The organism is Mesorhizobium australafricanum, from assembly GCF_033977265.1.
GTDB lineage: Bacteria > Pseudomonadota > Alphaproteobacteria > Rhizobiales > Rhizobiaceae > Mesorhizobium > Mesorhizobium australafricanum.
The window spans coordinates 508,023-527,978 of sequence record NZ_JAVIIT010000001.1 but is presented as its reverse complement, the minus strand read 5'-3'; the positions used below and the strand labels follow the sequence as shown (position 1 = coordinate 527,978).

17 protein-coding genes and 2 pseudogenes are annotated in these 19,956 nt (G+C 61.3%); 12 read left to right on the top strand and 7 right to left on the bottom strand.

Annotated elements, in window-relative coordinates; genetic code table 11:
• Window positions 1–67: 67 nt before the first annotated feature.
• The 8 genes from RFM98_RS02575 (at window position 68) to RFM98_RS02540 (ending at window position 7,280) form a co-directional block, all read left to right on the top strand.
• The gene (locus RFM98_RS02575) at window positions 68–841 is read left to right on the top strand and encodes an ABC transporter ATP-binding protein (protein ID WP_320307360.1); all 774 of its coding nucleotides are present in this window, start codon (window positions 68–70) and stop codon (window positions 839–841) included.
• Entirely contained in the window at window positions 838–1,593 is a 756-nt protein-coding gene (locus RFM98_RS02570) for an ABC transporter permease (protein ID WP_320307359.1), read from the top strand. Before RFM98_RS02575 ends, RFM98_RS02570 begins: the two co-directional genes overlap by 4 nt.
• A 151-nt stretch (window positions 1,594–1,744) precedes the next feature.
• Window positions 1,745–2,911: an ROK family transcriptional regulator gene (locus tag RFM98_RS02565; RefSeq protein WP_320307358.1), complete on the top strand. Its 1,167-nt coding sequence runs from the start codon at window positions 1,745–1,747 to the stop codon at window positions 2,909–2,911.
• Window positions 2,908–3,681, top strand: coding sequence for an ATP-binding cassette domain-containing protein (locus tag RFM98_RS02560; protein WP_320307357.1), 774 nt, complete (start codon window positions 2,908–2,910; stop codon window positions 3,679–3,681). Before RFM98_RS02565 ends, RFM98_RS02560 begins: the two co-directional genes overlap by 4 nt.
• Before the next feature lie 29 nt (window positions 3,682–3,710).
• Window positions 3,711–4,751: a sugar ABC transporter substrate-binding protein gene (locus RFM98_RS02555; RefSeq protein WP_320307356.1), complete on the top strand. Its 1,041-nt coding sequence runs from the start codon at window positions 3,711–3,713 to the stop codon at window positions 4,749–4,751.
• A gap of 83 nt (window positions 4,752–4,834) precedes the next feature.
• A complete protein-coding gene (locus RFM98_RS02550) occupies window positions 4,835–5,830 on the top strand; it encodes an ABC transporter permease (protein ID WP_320307355.1) in 996 nt (331 codons plus the stop codon).
• Window positions 5,831–5,843: 13 nt separating this feature from the next.
• Window positions 5,844–6,614 (top strand): SDR family oxidoreductase, encoded by a 771-nt coding sequence (locus RFM98_RS02545; protein ID WP_320307354.1) that lies wholly within the window; start codon window positions 5,844–5,846, stop codon window positions 6,612–6,614.
• Between the two features lie 108 nt (window positions 6,615–6,722).
• Entirely contained in the window at window positions 6,723–7,280 is a 558-nt protein-coding gene (locus tag RFM98_RS02540; protein ID WP_320307353.1) for a hypothetical protein, read from the top strand.
• Between the two features lie 520 nt (window positions 7,281–7,800).
• Here the strand turns inward: RFM98_RS02540 and RFM98_RS02530 are convergent.
• From RFM98_RS02530 to RFM98_RS02505, 6 genes and pseudogenes are all read right to left on the bottom strand, one after another.
• On the bottom strand, window positions 7,801–8,967 hold the full coding sequence (locus tag RFM98_RS02530) for an alpha/beta hydrolase (protein ID WP_320307351.1): 1,167 nt from the start codon (window positions 8,965–8,967) through the stop codon (window positions 7,801–7,803).
• Between the two features lie 275 nt (window positions 8,968–9,242).
• Window positions 9,243–9,550, bottom strand: a pseudogene (locus RFM98_RS02525) (hypothetical protein); the annotation flags it as partial.
• 12 nt (window positions 9,551–9,562) lie between these two features.
• A complete protein-coding gene (locus RFM98_RS02520) occupies window positions 9,563–10,570 on the bottom strand; it encodes a HupE/UreJ family protein (protein ID WP_430682249.1) in 1,008 nt (335 codons plus the stop codon).
• Window positions 10,571–10,575: 5 nt separating this feature from the next.
• Window positions 10,576–11,439 (bottom strand): peptidylprolyl isomerase, encoded by an 864-nt coding sequence (locus RFM98_RS02515; protein ID WP_320307349.1) that lies wholly within the window; start codon window positions 11,437–11,439, stop codon window positions 10,576–10,578.
• Between the two features lie 10 nt (window positions 11,440–11,449).
• Window positions 11,450–13,432: a DUF3604 domain-containing protein gene (locus RFM98_RS02510; RefSeq protein WP_430682239.1), complete on the bottom strand. Its 1,983-nt coding sequence runs from the start codon at window positions 13,430–13,432 to the stop codon at window positions 11,450–11,452.
• Between the two features lie 521 nt (window positions 13,433–13,953).
• Window positions 13,954–14,754: a hypothetical protein gene (locus RFM98_RS02505; protein ID WP_320307348.1), complete on the bottom strand. Its 801-nt coding sequence runs from the start codon at window positions 14,752–14,754 to the stop codon at window positions 13,954–13,956.
• Between the two features lie 712 nt (window positions 14,755–15,466).
• Here RFM98_RS02505 and RFM98_RS02500 point away from each other — a divergent pair.
• On the top strand, window positions 15,467–17,185 hold the full coding sequence (locus tag RFM98_RS02500; RefSeq protein ID WP_320307347.1) for a hypothetical protein: 1,719 nt from the start codon (window positions 15,467–15,469) through the stop codon (window positions 17,183–17,185).
• Between the two features lie 192 nt (window positions 17,186–17,377).
• Here RFM98_RS02500 and RFM98_RS02495 read toward each other — a convergent pair.
• A pseudogene (locus tag RFM98_RS02495) lies at window positions 17,378–17,501 on the bottom strand (IS3 family transposase); the annotation flags it as partial.
• A gap of 268 nt (window positions 17,502–17,769) precedes the next feature.
• Between RFM98_RS02495 and RFM98_RS02490 the strand changes: the two are divergent.
• The 3 genes from RFM98_RS02490 (at window position 17,770) to RFM98_RS02480 (ending at window position 19,884) form a co-directional block, all read left to right on the top strand.
• A complete protein-coding gene (locus tag RFM98_RS02490; RefSeq protein ID WP_320307346.1) occupies window positions 17,770–18,081 on the top strand; it encodes a DUF3302 domain-containing protein in 312 nt (103 codons plus the stop codon).
• Between the two features lie 5 nt (window positions 18,082–18,086).
• Window positions 18,087–19,202 (top strand): HlyD family secretion protein, encoded by a 1,116-nt coding sequence (locus tag RFM98_RS02485; protein WP_320307345.1) that lies wholly within the window; start codon window positions 18,087–18,089, stop codon window positions 19,200–19,202.
• A 148-nt stretch (window positions 19,203–19,350) separates the two neighbouring features.
• Window positions 19,351–19,884, top strand: coding sequence for a hypothetical protein (locus RFM98_RS02480; RefSeq protein ID WP_320307344.1), 534 nt, complete (start codon window positions 19,351–19,353; stop codon window positions 19,882–19,884).
• Window positions 19,885–19,956 lie beyond the last annotated feature (72 nt).

The following is a 19,956-nucleotide window of genomic DNA, read 5'->3' as shown; positions in this document are numbered from 1 at the left end:
GAAAAGATCATGCTCCAACAGAGAGTTAGATCAGCATGACGATTCAACCAAACGTCATGCTGATCTAATGGCGAACGCGATCGAAGCTCAGCAGTTGAATGTTGGCTATGGCGGCCGGCATGCGGCCGTCAAAGTGCTCGCCGGCCTCGACCTCATCGTCGCGGCCGGCTCCTTCCTGTCGATCCTGGGACCGTCCGGCTGCGGCAAGTCGACCTTGCTCAGGGTGGTGGCCGACCTGCTCGACCCGCTTGGCGGCTCAATCAGCGTGCTGGGCGAGACGCCGCACGCGGTGCGTTCGCGCCGCGATGTCGGCTTCGTCTTCCAGGATTCGACCCTGCTTCCCTGGCGCACGGTGCGCGACAATGTGCGCCTGCCACTTGGCGTCGGCCAGCGCAGCCTGACGCGCAAGATCGAGGACCGCAGCACCGAACTGCTGGAACTCATGGGCCTCGGTGGCCTCGGCGAGCGCTTGCCGCATCAGCTCTCCGGAGGCCAGCGCCAGCGGGTGGCGATCGCGCGCGCCCTGCTCGGCGAACCAAAACTGCTTCTGATGGACGAACCCTTCGGCGCGCTGGACGAGATCACGCGCGACCGGTTGAACGATGAGCTCCTGGCGCTCTGGCGGCGCACGGGCACGACGATTCTCTTCGTCACCCATTCGATCGCCGAAGCCGCCTATCTCGGCGAGCGCGTCATCGTGCTGGCCGCCAACCCGGGACGCGTGGTCAAGGACCTCGATATGCGGCCCTTCAAGCAGGAAGGCAATCGCTGCAAGCGCGAGGATCCGGCGATCGTCACCGCCATGGCCGATCTGCGGACGGCGCTGGAGCGCGCATCGTGAGACAGGCACCGCTCTCTCCGCAAATGACGATCGCGCTGCCGGTTCTGGGCGCGGCTTCGATCCTGCTTGCCTGGCAATACCTTCTGCCGCTGCTTGGCGTGCCGGCCTATATCGTTCCGACGCCGACGGCGATTTTCGGCGTCTTCCAGAAGAACTTTGCCCTGCTCATCAATAATCTCAGGCCGACGCTGATCGAGGCGCTGGCGGGCTTTATCATCGGCAACCTGGCCGCCGTGCTGCTGGCCGTGCTCTTCGTGCACAGCCGCATCCTGCAGGCCGCCTATTTCCCGATCGTGCTGTTCTTCAACACCATTCCCATCCTGGCGCTTTCGCCGATCATCATCCTGATCTTCGGCCTCGGCATGACGCCGAAGATCGTGATTGCCGCGGTGATCTGCTTCTTCCCGACGCTGGTGAACATGATCCGCGGCCTCGATTCGGCCAGCGACAACGAGCACGAGCTGTTCCGGGTGCTGTCGGCGACGCGCTCGGAGATTTTCTGGAGCCTGCGCCTGCCGCGCGCGCTGCCAATGCTGTTCTCCTCGCTCAGGATTGCCTCGGCCACCGCCGTCATCGGCGCCATCGTCGGCGAATGGATCGGTTCGGACAAAGGGCTCGGCGCGCTGATCATCCAGGCGACCTTCAACTATCAGTCCGACCGCCTCTATGCGGCGATCGTTCTTTCGTCGTCGCTGTCGATCGCGCTGTTCTGCATCGTCGTGCTGATCGAGCGGCGGGTGATCCGCTATTAGCTTGCCACTCTCGGCTTTGAATTACTCCGGACCCGCCCGCCGCGAAACGGTACTCGGGCCGTACCTGCAGCGCATCCAAAAATATTTTTGAATTCCATTTGACTGAATAAATCTTCTCTGCAAATCTTACCTTCAGGTGGGAGCGCAAGGCATGGCATTGCGGGGGACCAATCAGGAGTTCGGGCGGCCGTACAACCGGCGCATCGTGCTCGAGTCCATCCGTCGCTTCGGCCCCATCGCCCGTGGCGAGATCGCCGAGAGCGTCGGCCTCACCGTCCAGACCGTGTCGACCATCGTGCGGGAGCTTGAGGAGCAGGGTTACATCCTGTCGGTTCGCGAAGAACCGAAGGGGCGCGGCCTGCCGCCGACGACATTGCGCATCAATCCTGAAGGCGGCTATGCCGTCGGCATCCACCTCACCCCGCTTGGCATCGACGCGGCGCTGATCAACCTCAGCGGCGACGTGATCGAGAGCACGCATCGAGAGGCGCCCAACGCCGCTCCCGACGACGCTTTCGATGCAATCAGCGCCATGGTCGCCGAAATGACCGGGCGCCGCTCGGCCGGCCGCGTCATCGGCATCGGCATGGCGCTTCCGGGGCCGTTCGGCGTCGAACCCATGAGCTTCATCGGCCCGACCACCATGGCCGGCTGGCAGGACGTCCCCTTGCGCGAGCGGCTGACGGCCGCCACAGGCCTACCGGCTTTCTTTGAGAACGACATGGCGGCTGCCGCCATGGGCGAACGCCTCTATGGCGCCGGCGCAAAGCACTCCGAATATTACTATCTCTATTTCGGCGTCGGACTCGGCGGCGCCATGCTGCATGACGGCAGCGTGCTGCGCGGCGCCTGGGGCAATGCCGGCGAAATAGGCCATATCCCGGTCGTTCCGGGCGGTGAGCCATGCCCCTGCGGCAATCGAGGCTGCCTGGAACGCTACATTTCGCTGGACGCGCGAAGCCGCTGGAGCGGCGACGATGCCGACTGGGTGGCCGAGGTCGCGCCTGTCTTCCGCAACGCGATCACAATCATCGAGAACCTCTTCGATCCTGAAACGATCGTTCTCGGCGGACTGGCCTCGCCTGCCCTGCTCGAACGATTGGCGGCATCGGCGGAGCCGCTCCTCAACTCGGTCTCGGCCCGGAAGGATCGCGCGACACCGCGCCTCCTGGTGGCGCGAGGCGGCCAGCATGCGGTGCTGCGCGGGGCGGCGGCGCTTGCGGTTTCGGGTGTGCTTTCACCGCGCTTCGGCCAGATCTTCACCGCCAAGCGGCAGCGCGACGGCGGCCTTCTGAACGGCGGAGAGATCGCGGCATGAGCGAACCATTGCTGGTCCTCGACAATGTCACCAAGAACTACGGCGCCATCCAGGCGCTGCGCGGCATCAGCTTCTCGATCGGACGCGGCGAGGTCGTGGCGCTGCTCGGCGACAATGGCGCCGGCAAGTCGACGCTGGTCAAGATCATCGCCGGCGGGCTTGAGCCGACCTCGGGTCGCATGCTGTTCGAAGGCAAGGAATTCCTCGCCAAATCTCCGGCCGAAGCCAAGGCCGCCGGCATCGAGACCGTCTATCAGGACCTCTCGCTTTGCACCAACGTCGACGTGGTGGCGAACTTCTTCATGGGCCGCGAGATCACCCGCAAGGTTCTGGGCGTTCCCGTTCTCGACGAAAGAGCCATGGAGGCGGTGGTCGCAAAAGCGCTCGCCAATGCCGGCACGCGCATTCCTTCGCTGCGCACCAAGGTCGAGCATCTCTCCGGCGGCCAGCGGCAGGCGATCGAGCTCAACCGCTTCGTCCATTGGGGCGGCAAGCTGGTGTTGCTCGACGAGCCCTTCGCCGCGCTCGGCGTCGAACAGACCCGTCGCGGGCTCGACATGATACGCCAGGTGGCGAGCCAGGGCATCGGCGTTGTCATCATCACCCACATCATGCAGCAAGCCTTCCAGGTCGCCGACCGGATCGTGGTGATCCGCCATGGCGTCGTGGCGGGCGATGTTGCGCGCAACAAGACAAGTCCTGATGCGGTGATCAACATGATCACCGGGGAGACGCTCGCCGGTGCCGGACCGGCGGCTGAGAAACAATGAGGGGTCCGGCGAGAAGAGGAGCGAACGACATGAAGCGACTGCTACTTTCTGTCTTCGGTATCCTGGCTCTGGTCGTTGCCACGCTCACGCCGGCATTCGCCCAATCCAAGGGTACCGTCTATTACCTGGTGCCGACATTGCTCGACGAATTCCAGACCGGATCGGTGAGCGCGCTGGAGCTGTTCCTGAAGCAGGTCGGCTACGAGATGAAGACGCTGAACGCGGACAACAAGACCGACGCTCAGCAATCGCAGATGAATGACGTGATTGCGCTGAAACCGAAGGCGATCATCCTCGCCGCGGTCGACTTCAACGCCTTGAAGCCGTCGGTCGAGGCGGCACGCGCGGCCGGCATCCCCGTGGTCGAATTCGACCGCCAGATCACCGCCACACCTTCCGATTTCACGTCGGTCGCCGGCACGGTCGAGATCGGCCACATCGCGGCCGACCAGGCCGAAGCTCTGCTGAAGGCCAAGAACGGGTCGGTGAAGGGCAAGATCCTGCAGGTGCTCGGCGACCCCGGCGACCCGTACACGCTCGACATCCAGAAGGGTTTCGAGGAGAAGATGAAGGCGTTCCCGGACGTCAAGATCATCTCGCTGCCTGCCATGCAGTGGGAGGCGAGCAACGCCGGCACGATCGTCGCCGACCAGATGCTGGCCAATCCCGACATCGACCTGATCTTCAGCCACGCCGCCCATCTTTCGGTCGCGGCCGTCGCGTCGCTGGAGGCCGCCGGCAAGAAGCCGGGCGACGTGATGCTGATGAGCTCGAACGGCGCGCCCGTCGGCCTCGACCTGATCCGCAAGGGCTGGCTGAACGTCGAGGTCGAGCAGCCGCTTTATGCGCAGGCCGCCGCGGTCGCCATGTTCATGGACAAGGTCGCCAACAAACAGGAGATCAAGCCCGGCGACTATGACGTGCTCGGCCTGAAATCGGTGGTGACCTCGGAGACCTGGGGCCCGAACATCAAGATCCCCGGCGCCGCGATCACCAAGGCGAACGTCGACAACCCTGCCTTCTGGGGCAACCAGAAGCCGCCGACGGATACCGTGAAGTCCGTCGAATAGGACTTCGCCGATCGCTCCGGGCCGCCAGGCCCGGAGCCTGGCGGCAATCATACGTTCAATCTCGACGCCAACCGGATCAGCCCATGAGTCCGCGCACCCGCCACATCCTCGAGCTCGTGCTCGACAATCTCGTCTGGTTCATGCTGGTCTTCGTGCTGGCGGTGTTTTCGATCTTCATTCCCAATTTCGCCCAGCTCGGCATTTTCGCCAACATCATCGAGGCTTCCAGTGTGCTCGGCGTGATGTCTATCGGCCTCGCGCTGGTCATCATCGCCGGCCACATGGACCTTTCGGTTGAATCGGTCGCCGCGCTCAGCGCCATGGCGGTCGGCATCATGTTTTGCTCGTCCGGCATCGGCCTGGGCGTGCAGTTGCACCCGGATTGGCTGATGGTGCCGGTGTCGCTCGCCATCGGGCTTGCCGTCGGCGGCATCATCGGCGTGATCAACGGCTTCCTCATCGTCAGGCTCAAGATGAGCGCCTTCATCATCACGCTGGCATCCTACATCTGGGTGCGCGGCCTGGTCCTGGTCATCTCGGGCGGACGCTCGGCACAGGACCTGGCGCCGGCCATCCGCTGGTTCGGCGTCCAGCGGCTCGCCGGCCTGCCACTCACCGCCTGGATCGCGGTCAGCTGTTTCGTGGTCTTCTCGCTGATTCTCGCCAAGACGCCGTTCGGCCGGCATCTCGTCATGATCGGCGGCAACGAGACCGCGACCTTCCGTGCCGGCATCCGCGTCAACCGCAACCTGATCATTGCCTTCGTGCTTGCGGGCGCCATCGCTGGGCTTGCTGGCTGGCTGCTCGCCATCCGCACCTCCGGCGCAACCGCCAATCTGGGTGTCGGTCTCTTGTTCAATGCCTTCGCCGCCGTCGTCATCGGCGGCGTCAGCCTGAAGGGCGGCGTCGGCACCTTGCCCGGCGTCTATGCCGGCGTGCTGCTTCTCTCGGCCATCAACACCGCCATCAACCTCATGGGCCTGCCGGCCAACTTCACCCAGGTCATCCACGGCCTGCTGGTGCTGGCGGCGGTGCTGCTCGACGCTTTCAAGCAAACCATTCGCCAAAGACTGGCATGACAGGACGGCTCGCATGACCGGACGTATCGAAGGCAAGGTGGCGGCGATCATCGGTGCAGCGCGCGGCATCGGCAAGGGCATGGCTGTGCGTTTCGCCGAGGAAGGCGCCAAGCTGGTGCTGGCCGACAGCGAAGCCGAGGCGGGCAAAGCGAGCGCCGACGAACTGGGCGCCGCCTTCATCCACACCGACATCTCGAAGATGGCCGATGCGGAAGCCGTCGTGGCATTGGCGCTGGAGCGCCATGGCCGCCTCGACATCATCGTCCAGAACGCCGGCATCTATCCCTGGCAGCTCATCGAGGACACCAGCCCCGACGACTGGGATCGCGTCATGGCGGTCAATCTGCGCGGCAGCTTCAACACCGCCCGCGCTGCGCTTCCACCGATGAAGGCGCAGCGGAGCGGCCGTATGCTCTTCACCTCCTCGATTACCGGGCCTCAGGTGAGCAGCCCCGGTCACGGTCACTATTCCGCCAGCAAGGCCGGCATCAACGGCTTCATCCGCGCCGCGGCGCTCGAATTTTCCGGCTATGGCATCACCGTCAACGGCGTCGAGCCCGGCAACATACTGACCGAGGGCATGAAGCTGCACCGCGATGCCGCCTTCATCAAGAGCATGGAGGACGCCGTGCCGCTCGGACGCCTCGGCACGCCGCGCGACGTCGCCAATGCCTTCCTGTTCCTGGCCTCGGACGACGCCAGCTATATCACCGGCACGACGATCGTCGTCGATGGCGGCCAGCTCCTGCCGGAAGGCCAGGATTTCCGCCTGACGCCGTCGTGATTCGCCGCGGTTTCGACGACGGCCGCTCTTGCAACGGCCGGCTCATTCATCGCCTATTCAACCGGGCTGCGGTAGGATGCCCCGCTTGAATCGCATGGAGGACAATTCGTGTCAAAAACCCCAACTGCCTTGATCCGAATGGTGTTTGCAGCCATTTGCTTCATTGGCCTGGCTGCCGCCGCCACCGCCCTTTTCCCCGCCACCGCGTCGGCGCAGCAGCTGCGGCGATGCGCGCGCGAAGGCGGCATATGCCGCTTGCCCTACCCTGGGGAAGTGGTCTACGGCGCGCGCGGCCGAACGACCTCCCGGTTTTTCGACCGCCGAGCCGTGTCTTGCTCCAATCGCGTTTTTGGCGACCCAGCCCCCGGCCGTGAAAAGGCTTGCTATTTCGTGGCGCGCGGTCGCGGCGACTATGGCGGTGACAACAACTACGGCGATAACAATTACGGCGACGACGAATACGGCTCTCGCCCCGACCGCGGCGAATGGGTCGCCTGCGCCCGGGAGGGTGAGTTCTGCGATTTCCGCGGCCGTGCGGTGGTCCGATACGGCGCACGCGGCCGGTATGCGCAGGACGTCTTCAGAAACGGCGTCGACTGCAGCAACGACACCTTTGGCGATGACCCTGCTCCGGGCGCGCACAAGAATTGCTACATCAGGCAGTAGCAGCCGGCGCTCGACGAGGTGGCGGCCCTGGTAAGGGCCGCTGCCACGTTCTGTTTCCAGCTTTTCCGGCAGGATGGTGGGCGATGACGGGCTCGAACCGCCGACACAGGCGCATCGCGCCCCTTCCGGAGCACTATTGCCAGAAGCCACCCGAAGTCACTGTATGTTGACGACTACGTAGCGCCCGCTATGGGCCTGATAATACCTGCCGCCACAGTGCCACAGCACGGGGCCGTAGACGGTGGTTTTCACGCACGCAGCCGGGAGGCTGTTCACGTAGATACTCGTCCGGACGATTGCTCGGCGGGTGGTGCGCCTCGCCACGCCAGCGACGCTGCCGGGCGTGAGCGGATGGCCAACTCGCGCCTGCGCCTCACCGACGAAAGAGGGGACCGGTACAACTGTGTCGATCAGTGCGCCAAAAATCGTGGCGACGGCGATCGCAGCCGCACCACCGGCCAATCTCAAGCTAAGTCTTGTCATCGTTCATCCTCTCTAATTCAAACACCTGCGGCAAGTTCTACTTGGCCGTCAGGATCGTTATCGGCGCCGCGATTGGTAAAGTGAGGACGCGGGTAGTCGCGCCGGCCAGCCCGCCCTCTTCCTGATCTGGAATCCCCTGCGCCAGGACCTTGCGAAGATCCGGCGCCATTTCTGCGATTTGGGCGAACTTGCCGTGATTGGTCGCATCCGTGGCTTTCACATTCGACAAATCGACCACGATGGCGCCGAGATTTGCGAGGTCTGCCGTGTTGCTGCTCGCCCCAATCCGATCTTTGCCGCCAGCGATAAACCTCGACAGGCCCAATGCTTTGTCGTCGCGCGAGACAATGATCAAAAACGGCTTTTTTGGTTTCCCAATTCGCTGCATTTCCGATTTGAATACGTCCTCGTCGATATCGGGAGCGGCGAGTATCACCGTACCAAGCTTGCCGGCGGAAGTGACGTTTCCCGATATCTTGATTTGCCGAAATGCCTCGACGGTCACCCAGTTGCCCATCGAATGCGCGAGGACGTTGATTTCATCGGCATCGCTGGCCAGCAAAAGGCGCATCGTCCGCTCCAATCCGTCGCGAGCGATGGTCGCGCTGTTGTTGTCATACACGTAGTCCAGCGTCTTGCCGTGCGAGGCCCAACTGAAGAAGACGGGAACGCTGGGCGCATGGGAATCATGAACGACTTGCGCGAAGCGATAGAGCCCTTCGGCAAACAGCGTGTTGTAACCATGCACAAAGAGCAGGACCTTGCGTTGGCCTTTGGGCTGAGCCTTCAAACGTTGGTTCAACTCAGCCAGGAACTGCTTATCGTTCGGCAGGAGTTCGCCATCTCGCGTGACAAAATCCGTTTGAGCATTTCCCGGCTTCGAAGAAGGCCATTCGACATTGCCAGCCTTATGGTTCGGCGGCACGCTGACGGTGATCGACGCAAAGTTCAGGGCGGATGACCGTTCACCATCGAAGTAAGTTCCAGGTCGAGCATCACGCGATCGAGTGGTGGCAACGAGGATGGTATGCGAACTTGCACCTTGAGCTACGGAGGTATTCGACAGTAGGGCCCCGGTCTCAGGCCTGCTTGCGCAAGACGAGAGGCCGACGAGACTGAACGCACAAGCAAAGGATATTGCCAGGCTTCGCCTTGCTCGCATGTTCAATCCCACCAGTCCCCCGCAGCGATTTACCAGCTTCATTGTTTCGTGCACCCCGATGTCATCCCCGAGAAGGCGACCATGCCTCCCCGCGCCGAGCTTTGCCTGTTATCGGAAACAAGTCCTCGCGCGCTTCGATGTCGCGGCGTGCCTCTTGGATCGCGATCACTCCCGAAACGTAGCCCGGGAACACCGCTTACGTTTCGACCGTCCTGTAAGGAAGGTAACTAACTGTATCCTACGGGCAGAACCCCGCAGCTCCTGGCCGGAAATTGATTTCGGCAGGCGGGCTTTAGGATCAGCAACAAATCGCCTTCCTAGAAACGCATGATCAGACCCATGATCGGGCCCTGTTGTACGACATCGAAGACAAACCCGTCATTGTCGTAGTTGACGCCCAAGGCGCGGTAGCCTGCGACCGCCGAAAACCGATCGTTGAACCGATAGCCCAGCGCGGCTGCGACGTCCCAATCGACATTGGCGGCACCTGCTCCCAGGTGTGGGCGAATAGTTCGAAGACCCTCGTGGCGCCGACCACATCGAGACGTCCAGCGTCACTCTGGAGAACTGAATAACCAACTCCGCCCGGACCTGAAAAAGTTTGGGACGTAAGATCGACGCTGTCTCGTGGACGTTTTCACGCCCAGAATGCGCTGACGCGCTCGATCAGCCAGAATGAGGCGACACCGCCGATGCAGTACGCGGCGCCAAGCTGCGGCCACGCCCGAGACCAGGGTGCTTTGGGGATCACGAACACCATCCAAAGCCGACTCAGGATCGCGAGCAATCCCAAAACGGTCCCGATGAACAGGAGCTGCCCGAGTTCTACGCCGACGTTGAAAAACAACAGCGCAAGCGGAATGGCATGGCTGGGCAGGCCGACTTTACTCAGCGCTCCGGCGAAGCCGAGGCCGTGCAGCAGGCCGAAGGCAAAAGCGACCAGCCACGGGAGCCGGACGGTGAGGTTTTGCCGACCGCTCGCCGAGTTCACGATTTCGACCGCCACAAGGGCGATGCTAAGCGCAATCGCTGCCTCGACCGGGGCGCCGGGCACGTGGACGAACCCGAGTGTCGCTGCTGCGAGAGTGATGCTGTGCGCGACAGTGAAGGCTGTGACGGTGAGGGCGATCCGCCTCCAGCCGCGCACAAGCAGGATCAGCGCCAGGATGAAGAGCAGATGGTCGATGCCGCCGAGGATGTGCTCCACGCCCAGCCCGAAGTAGCTCGCGGCCACCTGCGCGAGACCAGTCGCTGCCGGAACCTCGAACGACGGACTGTCGGCAGTGAGCCGCGTCGTGCTTGTCTCGCCGCTCAGTCTCTCGATGCGTACAAGGACATCTGTTCGGGCGGCGGGAACACCGTCGATCGCAATGGTCTGGCCGGCGAAACCGCCGGCGTCGCGTACCGTCCACCGCTCGACATAGGCGTCGTCCAGGAATACGCCTTCGGGTGCCACGATCTCGACCGCGTCCTGCGGCAGCCGTGGATAGATGGCGAGCCGCATCTCGCCCATGGCTGGGGCCTTCCAGAGTATCGAATAGACGTCCTGCCCTGTCTCTGTGATCGCCAGATAAGCGGGACGCATGTCGTGCGCCTGCGCCTGACTGACGCCGATAGCCAGGAGGAGCCAAACGGCCGCGCGCAGGCGCGTCACTGTGCTACCTCGGCGACCTTGGCTGTCCCGGGTTGCACCGGTGCGGCCTCGACTTTGATGGTATAGCGCGTCCTGAGCTTCTCGTAGAAAGCGTCGTTGGCCGCGATCTTGCGGGCATGGAGCCATTCACGTCGCGCCGCTTCGCGGACGTCCTCGAACGGCGGATCGTGCGCTTCGATGCGCTCGCTTACGCGAACCAGGTGCATGCCATAGGCCGAGATCACGGGACCCTCCCATTTGCCCGAACCAGCCCCGGCGATCCGGCTCGCGAAGCTCTCGCCGAACGTTCGCGCTACGTCTGACGCCGCGACGTCCTTGAAGTCGAAACCCGCCATGAAAGGATCACCGGATTGCGAGGCGTCGGTCGTCCCGGCATTCAGCGACTGGAGCAGGCGTTCCAACCCCGCTGTGCCCGGCCCGCCTCCGGAGTCTGACCGGAAGAAGACCTGACTGAAGGAAAAACGCGGTTCGGCTCGGAACCAGTCCGCGTGCTCCGTCACGAAGGACTTCAGCTCGGCGTCGGTCGGTTCGGCTTGAGCGGTCAGATCGGCGACGAATTCCATCTTCTGGCGCATGCGGCGTCGGATGATGGCATCGTCCTTGTCGAGCCCCATTGCGATAGCCTCGCGGTAAAGGACCTCATCGCGTATGTAGTCCTTTACCAATGCGTCGGTTTCCGCAACAGTCGGTTCTCGTTGCCAAGTGCGGCTGAAGATCGCCCGCATGCTGGCGATTTGGCCGGCGCTGACGACGATCTTACCCGAAGCCGCCTCTTTGTCGGCGCCTATGAGGTAGAACGCACCGAAGATGGCAGCGCCGATGACGAGGAAGTGCAGGAGCGGCTCGCGCAGGAGTTTCATCTCGGCTCCGTCAACCCGGCGTGTACCAAATCGGTGAGGTGTAGGCGCGTTCCTGCCCGAACATCGGCGTACCCGCGGGCATCTGGATCCGGAAACGCACCGCGTCATAGGCCGTCCAGCGCGGCGTGGGGATCTCGATGACGCGGGCATAGTAGACTGCACGCAAAGCCGGATCGAAGTCGGGATCCTTCCAGACCTTGACCAGTTCGGAAGCGCCGATAGTGTTGGTCCAGGTGGCAGTTGCCACGTCGACCGTGTTGCCCACGGGCGGCAGCTTGCCGTCGGCGCCCGGCACGCGGTTGTCGGACCACACGACGTCATAGACTTTTTCCTGCCGCGCGCCGCTCGCGTCGACCCAGCCCTTGACGATCTGGATGCGGTCCAGATTGCCGCTGAGCGGATCCTTCAATGCCGCCACGAGGAAGGTCGGCGACTTGCCGGCGGGTGCGGCGTGGAGATCACCGCCCATCGGCACGCCCTTGCCGTAGCCGGCAAAGGCCGGGCTGCGCGACATAGCGTCGGCGTCAGTAAACTCCCAGCCGCCGAAGAAGCGAACGATGATGCGTGGGCCGGTGGTCGCGTACACTTCCTTGCGCTTCATGGCATCCCAGATTGCCTCGCGCGTATTCTCCGTGGCCCACACCCCGGCATAACCCGACGCGACCATCTGCCAGCCCATGAGGAAAACGTCGCCGTTGCGCATGAATTCGTGGCTCGCCCGATGCGGACTCGGCTCCGCGCCGCTGTGCTTGCCGAAGAAGTTCTCCTCCTCGGCGGTGGCGAGCGAGGTGTGGCTGTCGGTCGAGCCGATCATGCCGAATTTATAGGGGTTCACTCCGAGCTTCGCCTCGAGCTGCAGGCCAGTCTGCAACGCTGTGCGCGCATATTCGCTCTGCAGCATCTCCGGCTTTTTCACTTCGCTGAGGTTGAGGTTCCCCTTGTCCCACAGCTCGTATCCCGCCAGTTCGTCGTTCGGCGAGAGATAGGGATGTGCCTCGCCGTCGCCCTTGATCTGAGTGACCTCGTAAAGCGGCTCCCAGAGGGAGCGCGTCTTGGCGTAGTCAGCCGTCAACGGTTCGCCCGTCGCGGGGTTTGTCTCCGTTGGAAACATCCAGCCGTTCGAGAGATTGCCATTGTGTGCGATCGCCAGCACGTGCCCGCCAGTCTTGTCCTCATAAGCCTGGAGATGCTTCCACAAGTCCTCGGGAGTTGTGCTGCCAAGCGGCGGATAGGTAGTGAAGGGGAGGGTCTGGATCGCCTTATCGCCGCCGTCGCGATAGATCACCACACGGTGCAAATTGTTGCCGGGCGGCACCTGCGAGGTCCACTCGTAGCCTATGAAGGCGCTGAAATGTCCAGGCTCGTTGTACTTCTCCGCAGCCGCGATGATCTGCTCCCAGGTCGAACGGAAGCCCTCGGAGCCCGGCAGGAACTGCAGCGCAGGCGGGAACTTGCCGCGGGAGAAGTCGTCGATGATCTCGAGAGCTGCCTTGACGCCTTCTTCGCCGCCCGCTTGCACCATGTTGTACCAGCGGCGTCCCGTCTCGTCGGCGAGCAGTTCCGGTTTTCCGGAGAAGAGGGCCGGAAAGAACCCCATATTGTCGGAATGATCCGAGATGACCAGGAAGTCGAGTGGCCGGGCCAGCTTCACCCGTTCGCCGCCTGACGCCGTCAGCTCCTCGCCGCGCGCGAAGCGATAGGCCTCCTCGAAGCCCAGGCGGTTGCCGAAGGCGCCGGCGTCCATTGAAGCGCTGGTGTGGAGATGCGTGTCGCCCCAGAACACGCGGCTGGGAAAGTTGCGTCCGGCGTAGGGCGAATAGCCGGGCGCCTTGCCCGGCGCAACGGCCGAAGGCTCCATGGTGCCAATGTCGGTGATCGTCTGGGCACCCGCCGGCGCGCTCAGTGCTGTCGCTATCGAAAGAGCGAAATACAGCCCTCGATAGTGGCGTGGCCCCCTCGTCGAACCAGTCAGCCGAGTAAGCGGATAGCCCATGCCTTCCTCCCAATCAGTGTACCTTGCATCGCGGCCAACAGCAGTGGACGCATGGGATGGTTTGCACACAAAGGGCGCGGGTGGGGACGTAATTAACTGTAAAGGTGCGGCTGGGTGCCAGCTGTCGATCGTCAGCTTCGGACGTCCAGGCCAGTTCTGCGCAACGAGTTCAGGAAAAACTCCGCGTCTTCCGCGCGGCCAAGTCGTCGCTCGACCTCCTGGCGCATTGCGCACGAGTTCAGGCGCATTCTCTACCTGCAGCAAGTTCTACTTGGCCGTCAGGATCGTTATCGGCGCCGCGACTGGGAAAGTGAGAACGCGACTAAAGCGCGTCGCGCTGAACCGGACTCAGGCGACGCGCTTTAAGTCTTTGTTTTTGATGCATGTCGTCGTCCCAGAACCGCTGCGCACTTCTGGGCGACATGCATTAGTCGCGCCGGCCACCCGCCCTCTTCCTGATCTGGATCCCGCGCCAGGACCTTGCGAAGGTCCGGCGCAATTTCCGCGATTTGGGCGCCTTCCTAGAAACGCATGATCAGACCCATGATCGGGCCCTGTTGCACGACATCGAAGACAAACCCGTCATTGTCGTAGTTGACGCCCAAGGCGCGGTAGCCGACGACCGCCGAAAACCGATCGTTGAACCGATAGCCCAGCGCGGCTGCGACGTCCCAATCGACATTGGCGGCACCTGCTCCCACCATTCCCCAACCCGTGACATAAACTTCGGGTGTGAGCGAATAGTTCGCACGAACACCAACCAGCCCGTCTACCCAGGTCTTGCCGTCGCTGGCGGAGCGGCCGTCAAGGACCCCACCATGGAAGTCAAGGTCCGTATCCACGGACCAGATCCTCATGGCGCCGACCACATCGAGACGTCCAGCGTCACTCTGGAGAACTGAATAACCAACTCCGCCCAGACCTGAAAAAGTTTGGGACGTAAGATCGACGCTGTCTGCCAAGATGCCTCTGGGCGTGCCATTGCCAGCGGAAATCTTGACATATTGCAGGTCGCCGAAAATGCTGTAGCGGTCGTAGCGTGCCTCGATGACGGCCATGGCCGCGAAATCCAGATTTTTCAGGATGTCGCCAAAATCTGAATCAACCTCGACGGTGGGCAAACCGAACTGCCCCACGTCGCCCGAGAGCCCAGCCACCCAGAAATACGGCGCGACGCTGAACGTCCATCCCTGTTCGGTCACCACAGGCTTCAGGTCCGGCGTCACCGGGGAGACCAGATCGGCCGCTCCCGCGTTGTTAGCAAGGCAAAGGACACAAAGAGCAGCATAGCCGCCAGTCACCGTCCGACAGAAATTCTTCATGATCTTTGCTCGGTTCTGAGTTGGGCTCGCAGTCCCGGTTTCATTGGAAGGCTTAAAGCCCGTCGCGCTGAACCGGATTCAGGCGATGCGCTTTAAGTCTTTGTTTTGATGCATATCGTTGTCCCAGAACCGCTGGGCGACATGCATTAGTCGACATAGACCACGACGTAGCGACCGCCGTAGGGCTGATAGTAGACACCACCGCATTGCGACAGCGTCATCCCATTCCACCGACCAGTTCTAACCATCGTGACGCTCACCATGGCGGCCGAGGATTGAACCCAAGTTTCGGGTAGCCTCTGAATCCTGCACCGCTGCCCCGACTTCTCCAACCAACCGGTCCACAAGTTCCTGCCATTCGGTTCGTCTAGTCTCGACCAAAGCCGGTGCGATCTTGTCGACGCTTGAAAGCGCCAGCTCCGCGTCCGCAAGCTCCTCGCATATCTCCAGAAAGCTCTCACTCCGGACAATCAGGCGGTGGATCGCCAACTCAAACTGGGGAAAGCGGCGTACTGCCGCTAGGATAGCTCTTTGTCTGTCGGACGGTCCGTCTTGTTTGGCCATAATTTGTTGATCTGACTGGGATCTGACCGAAATTAACGCTTTTAATTCGCCAATTCGCGACCTGAGCGAATCGTATATTGCCCAAAGCCAGTAGCGGAATGTAAATTACGTGGGAGACCATGTAATCATCGGTCGCAGCGAGGGGTCAGTGAATAAGCCTGAATCATTCTTCACAGCGGAGCCTGCTCTCCCTGCTGAGAGTTGTCGCGCCCAGCTTGCCCTGATCCTCGGCAGCGCGGATTTTGATGCCACCGGCCGTGAGCACCGTTTCCTTAGCTACGTGGTCGAAGAAGCGTTATCCGGGCGGGGCGATCGCATTAAGGCTTATACTATCGCAGTCGAAGTGTTCGGCCGCGGCCAATCGTTCGACCCTCAGACGGACCCGATCGTCCGCATTGAGGCCGGCCACCTTCGTCGGGCGCTGGAACGCTATTACCTGACCTCGGGACAAAGGGATCCTATACTCATAACGATTCCCAAGGGCGGATATGTTCCTGCCTTCGCACGCCGGGCGGAAACCCAGTTAGCGCCGCTCCCAGCCCCACTTGTCGCGCAGCCAGTCACTGAGCACCCGCCTTTGTGGAGGACCCGACCGCGACTGCTAACAGCCGTGCTGATGGTCCTATTGGCGATAGTGGCATCTGTATCGGTCTGGTGGTGGGGACCCGCCCAACACGGCGAGCCAGAAAAGCCCCGTGTGCTTGTGCAGGCATTTGACAATCCGGGCGGCACTCAGGCCGCAGGCGTGGTTGCAAGTGGATTGAAGGAGGAAATTGTCGAGCAACTTTCCAAGTTCAGAGACTTGCTGGTCATGGAGTCAGCCCCGAAGCCGGACGATGACTCATTGACGCCCCCACGATTTGTCATCGCTGGAAGTATCACGCTGTCGGACGAGGCCTTTCAGCTTCGGGTCCGGCTCATCAATCGCGGCAGCGGTTCGGTAATTTGGGCAAATAGCTACGACGGCCCGTTGAAAGTCTCGGCATTTCGGGACGCCCAAAAGGAGATTGCGCGCAGCGTATCGCAAAATTTGGCTCAGGTTTACGGCGTGATCTTCCAGGCGGATGAGGATCTCAACGTGAGCAACGCTCCCGATGATTGGGTAGCCTATAGTTGTACACTTTCTTTCTATGCATATCGGTTGGAAATGGATCCGGAGCGCCGTCCCGCCGTGCGTACATGCCTTGAGAAAGCTGCAGATCGCTTCCCCAATTACGCCACGGCATGGGGTCTTCTGTCATTGGCCTACATGGACGACTATCGGTTTGGATTTTCGCCCGATGGGACGTCCCCGGCATCAATGCTCGAGCGTGCTCTCGACGCCACCAGACGAGCCGCGGCGCTCGATCCCCTAAACATGCCGGCGCGCCAGGCAAAAATGCTGGCTCTCTATTTCGACGGGCAGATTGATGCCGCGTTGCAGCTAGGCGAGGAGAGCTTGAAGCTCAACCCCAACGACACCGAGTTCTTGAGCGAATATGGCGAGCGCCTGGCAGTTTCGGGAAAATGGAAGGAAGGTTGCCCGATGATAGCGGCGTCGCGTCAGTTAAATCCCGGAGCCTCAGCCAACTACGAGGCGGACTTGGCCCTTTGCTCTTATTTCGACGGCGACTATGCGCAAGCAGCAACATGGCTAAAGAAAACTCCTTCCCCGATGAATCCGATCTATCATTTGATTGGCGCCGCGATATACCGGGAGGCAGGGAACGTCGCGGAAGCCCACCGCGAGAGCGAATGGCTTCAACAAAATCAACCGGAATTGGTGAAAAACCTGCGGGGGCAGGTGTCAATGCGTTTGGCTCGCCCGCAAGATGTCGAGACCTTTCTCGGCTCGCTTAGAAAAGCAGGTCTTGTGATCCCTGATTGACTGGCTGCTGCCGGTTTTCGGTCGCGCAGTCAAGCTAATGCATGTCGCCCCAGAAGTGTACCCGGTTCTGGGACAACGACATGCATAAACACAACGAATTAAAGCGCGTCGCCTGAATCCGTTTCAGCGCGACGCGCTTTAGCATAGCTCGCTCCTTGAACTCGACGGGTTGAGATAGTCTCGTAGCGAGTGCTATCGCTGAGGATTATTGAAGCGCTCGAGGTAATCGAACGCGCCCCTTGCGTCATCCCTCGTCCTGTAGACCTTGCGCTGTTCGCTTGATCTTGAGTGACGGAAAGAAGCTCATTATCGCGGCAGGACAGGCTCTGCATTTCTCCAGTTCCGTCAAACGCCTTATCGGTGTCCACGAACCGGCAGCGGGCCAGACCGCGTTTTTAGCGGGTAGACTACAGTTAGTTACCTTCCGAACAAGAGGACAATGCCCCAGCGTAGGTGGGGTGATGCATTGCTCCCGTCAATGCACAACTGTGGTCCCGCCGGCAGCATTGCTCGAAAAGCACGTAGCCGGGCGACTTCGGGAAGCGGACTCAAGACGGGCGCCTCGGCCTCGGATGGAAACAACAATGCTCGACAGCGTCGCGCTCATTACCTTGATCATCGTGCTTTTGCTGGTTGCCTACGGGGCGGTCGCTGTTTGGGCAATCCCCTACGAGATCGCCAAGGCCCGCAACCACCCACATCAGGACGCGATCGGTGCTGCAACCTGGGTCAGCCTCTTTACCTTGGGGGCGCTGTGGCCTTTCCTATGGATCTGGGCGTTCCTCTACCACCCAGATCGCGGCTGGGGACTTTCACCGGCCGCGGCTTCTGGAAATTCTGCCGAAACCTCCCAGCTCGACAGACGGCATTCAGCGCTTGAGCAGGTCGCGGAGTAGACGCCATGGGTGCACTACTCCTGCTTGGCTATGCGGCGATCTGCGTTGTCGTCTTCAAATTCATGCGTCTGCCGGTCAACAAATGGACCGCGACCACAGCATGCCTGGGAGGTGTGGTCGTCGTCGGCGGGCTACTTGCAATCATCAACTACAATCACCCGTTTACGTCGGAAGCTCGCCTCTATTTCTTCACCACGCCCATCGTTCCCGAAGTGAAAGGCCGTGTGGTCGAGGTTCCAGTTGAGCCAAACATCGCCCTTAAGAAGGGTGACGTCCTGTTCAAGATCGATCCGGAGCCCTACAAATTCGTCGTTGCACAAAAGGAAGCTGCTGTCGCGGAAGCGGAACAAGGGGTCAAGCAGCTGAAGTCGGCGCAGGACCAGGCTGCCGCCAGTGTTGCGAAAGCCGAGGCGCAGGTCCAACTGGCCCAGCAGGCCTTCGATCGCCAAACACAACTTCTCGAAAAAAAGGTGATTGCGCAGGCCACTGTCGATACGGCGTCTCATAATCTCGAGGCAGCCAACCAGTCGCTGGCCGAGAGTCAGGCGGCGCTGGAACGCGCTCGATTGGCCTATTTGTCGGAGATCGGCGGCGTAAATACGACGGTCGCCAGATTGACGGCTGACTTACGCGACGCCGAATACGACCTCGATCAAACCGTGGTGAGAGCACCAACCGCCGGCTACGTAACCCAGCTCTTCCTCCGCCCCGGCATGATGGCAGGAACAGCACCGGCGTTGATCTTTATTCACGAGGGCGACAGGGTTTTTGCCGCAGCCTTCCCGCAGGCTGTCGTTCAACGTCTGACCGTGGGCTCGGAAGCTGAGATCGCGTTCGATGCAATTCCCGGGAAGGTATTTCAAGGCAAGGTCAGCGGGGTTGCGGATGCAGTTTCGCAAGGTCAACTGCAAGCAAGCCCCACTCTTCTCAATCCTGAGGATCGCGGACAGACACAGGGCCTCGCGCTCGTCGGCATCCAAATAACGGACGATGTTTCGAGTTACCAGCTGCCTGCCGGATCGACAGCCCAGGTCGCCGTGTACAGCACCCACACGGCGTCGGTCGCGGTCGTTCGGCGTATCCTGCTGCGGATGAAAAGTTGGATGAACTACATTGTCTGACTGTTGGGAGGGGAAGCTGCGACTGCGGCGCATCAAGCGAAAGTAAGCCTTCTGGGCAGCGGTGGCATTCGGTGGCGGCACCGTCGCTCCCCGCGGTCTTTTCAAGGCCATGATCTAAAACAACTCTTACATCTGAGGGATAACCATCATGCGAAATTTTACGGCACTTATCGTGGCAACATCAGTGGCATTTTCATCTGCGACGGCAGTCTACGCGCAAGAAAATCCCCTCCCCAAGGCTAGCGATAAGCTTGTCAAATACGGGGATGACGTCGAGGGTTGGACTGTCTACGCAAATAAAACACGCGGAGATTGCTTGATCGTGAGTGCGTTTGGCCCAGGTTCGGTGCAGATGGGCGTGGCAGCAAACCAGTCGGTCGGGTACCTTGGCGTGTTCACGAAGCTGGACATAGGCATCAAGAACGGAGTCAAGGACATCTTCGTCGATATCGACGGCCATCTTTACCGCGGCGTGGTGACCACAAGCACCGGCCAACTCAAAGGCGGGTATTCGGGAGGTTACATTTTGACGGATGACCCGGCTTTCAAGCGCGACGTGGCGAAGAAATACAAGATGACCGTGTTTCCGCAAACCCAGGGTACCTTTGTCGTCGATCTGAAGGGCACCTTCAAGGCAATGGCAGCGGGTCGCAAGTGCCTGGCCGAACAAAAGTCAGGCTGATCTATTCCATCGATTTTCGACCGGCATAGTGGAAGCGCTGCATCGCAGCGATATCGAAAAATCGGGTCTGCC